General features: G+C 70.3%; 3 protein-coding genes and 1 pseudogene. All 4 read left to right on the top strand.

What is annotated here, in order from left to right:
- Window positions 1-462 (top strand): YbfB/YjiJ family MFS transporter (locus tag G3N94_RS40950; RefSeq protein WP_205799856.1); only part of this gene is annotated, 462 nt, incomplete at its 5' end.
- A gap of 194 nt (window positions 463-656) precedes the next feature.
- Window positions 657-1,193 (top strand): NUDIX domain-containing protein, encoded by a 537-nt coding sequence (locus G3N94_RS40945; protein WP_205799857.1) that lies wholly within the window; start codon window positions 657-659, stop codon window positions 1,191-1,193.
- Window positions 1,194-1,233: 40 nt separating this feature from the next.
- Window positions 1,234-1,671: a thioesterase family protein gene (locus G3N94_RS40940; RefSeq protein WP_205799855.1), complete on the top strand. Its 438-nt coding sequence runs from the start codon at window positions 1,234-1,236 to the stop codon at window positions 1,669-1,671.
- A gap of 11 nt (window positions 1,672-1,682) precedes the next feature.
- Window positions 1,683-1,910: pseudogene (locus G3N94_RS40935) on the top strand (branched-chain amino acid ABC transporter permease); the annotation flags it as partial.

The following is a 1,910-nucleotide window of genomic DNA, read 5'->3' as shown; positions in this document are numbered from 1 at the left end:
CGCGCGGTGCTGCCGGCCGGCTCGCCGTGGCCCGACCTGTTCTGGCCGATGTTCGGCGCGGCGGTGAGCGTCGGCGCGGTGGCCGCCGCGCGGCTGCCCGCGCACTGGGACAACCGGCTGCTGCTCGCGGGCGGCTGTGCGGTGCAGGCGGCCGGGATCGCGCTCGGGATCGTCTGGCCGAGCGCGCCGGGCCTCGCACTTGGCAGCATGCTGCTCGGGCTGCCGTTCACCGCGATCACGCTGTTCGCGATGCGCGAAGCGCGCCGGCTGCATGGCGATCGTGCGGCCGGGCTGATGGGCTATGCGACTGCGTCGTACGGGATCGGGCAGATTGCCGGGCCGCTCGTTGCGGCGCCGCTGGTCGCGTATGCGGGCACCTTCACGCCCGCGCTGTGGGTTGCGGTGGCGTCGCTCGTCGTCGGCACCGCGGGGTTCGCGTGGCGCGCGCGGCGCAACGCGTGACCGGGCGCGAAGCGCGCCGTACGCATGGGCGCGTGCGACATGGGGCCATGGGACGCACACGATCAACCCTGTCATGACCGGGGCCAGATCCGCAGCGTCGCGGGCAAACTCGCTAGAATGAAGCCTTTCCCGTGCCGAGCGGGCGTGCGGGCCGTCCTGCGGGCGGCATCGCAGCGTCCGCCATGTCCCCATCGATGACTCTCGCCGACTACCGCTTTTGCCCGCGCTGCGCGAAACCGCTCACCGAGCGCGCCGATCCTGCCGAGGAGGGCGGCCGCATCCGCCAGGCCTGTCCGGACGAAACCTGCGGCTACGTCCACTGGAATAACCCGCTGCCCGTCGTTGCCGCGATCGTCGAGATCGACGGCAAGATCCTGCTCGCGCGCAACGCCGCGTGGCCGGAAGGGATGTTCGCGCTGATCACCGGGTTCCTCGAGCGCGGCGAGACGCCGGAGGACGGCATCGCGCGCGAGGTGTTCGAGGAAACCGCGCTGAAGGCCGAGCAGATTTCTCTCGTCGGCGTCTACGAATTCATCCGCAAGAACGAACTGATCATCGCGTACCATGTGCGCGCGTCGGGCGCGGTCACGCTGTCGCCGGAGCTGCTCGAATACCGGCTCGTCGAGCCGCCGCTGCTGCGGCCGTGGCGTGCCGGCACCGGCTTCGCGCTTGCCGACTGGATGCGCGCGCGCGGGCTCGATTTCGAGTTCGTCGACAGGCCCGGGCAATGACCCGCGCGCTCCCATCGTCCCGACCCTGACCACCTTCACCATGTCCGACAAGCCGCAGCCGCGTTCCCGCGACGCCTACCGCCACTTCCTGCCGATCACGACCCGCTGGATGGACAACGACGTCTACGGGCACGTGAACAACGTCGTCTACTACAGCTACTTCGACACGGTCGTGAACGAATACCTGATCCGCGCCGGCGTGCTCGACATCGAGCGTGCGCAGACGATCGGGCTCGTCGTCGAGACGCAGTGCAACTACTTCGCGCCGCTCGTGTTCCCGCAGGCGGTCGACGCGGGGCTGCGCGTCGCGAAGCTCGGCACGTCGAGCGTGCGCTACGAGATCGGGCTGTTCGCGCACGGCGAAGCCGCGCCGGCCGCACAGGGCCATTTCGTCCACGTGTACGTCGATCGCGACACGCGCCGGCCCGTGCCGCTGCCCGACGCGCTGCGCGCCGCGCTCGACCTGCTCGCTGCCTGACGGCACGCGCGTTGCACACGTTCGCGCTCCAGGCCTTCAACGGCCTCAGCTACGGCTTGCTGCTGTTCATGCTGTCGGCGGGCCTCACGCTGATCTTCAGTGTGCAGGGCGTGCTCAATTTCGCACACGCGAGCTTCTACATGCTCGGCGCGTATGTCGGCTACAGCATCGCCGCACGCGTCGGCTTCTGGCCCGCGCTCGTGCTCGCGCCGCTCGTGGTCGGCGCCGCCGGCGCGACA

It is taken from the genome of Burkholderia sp. Ac-20353 (assembly GCF_017104785.1).
GTDB lineage: Bacteria > Pseudomonadota > Gammaproteobacteria > Burkholderiales > Burkholderiaceae > Burkholderia.
The sequence above is the reverse complement of the archived record's forward strand: the minus strand, read 5'-3'. Positions and strand labels throughout refer to the sequence as shown.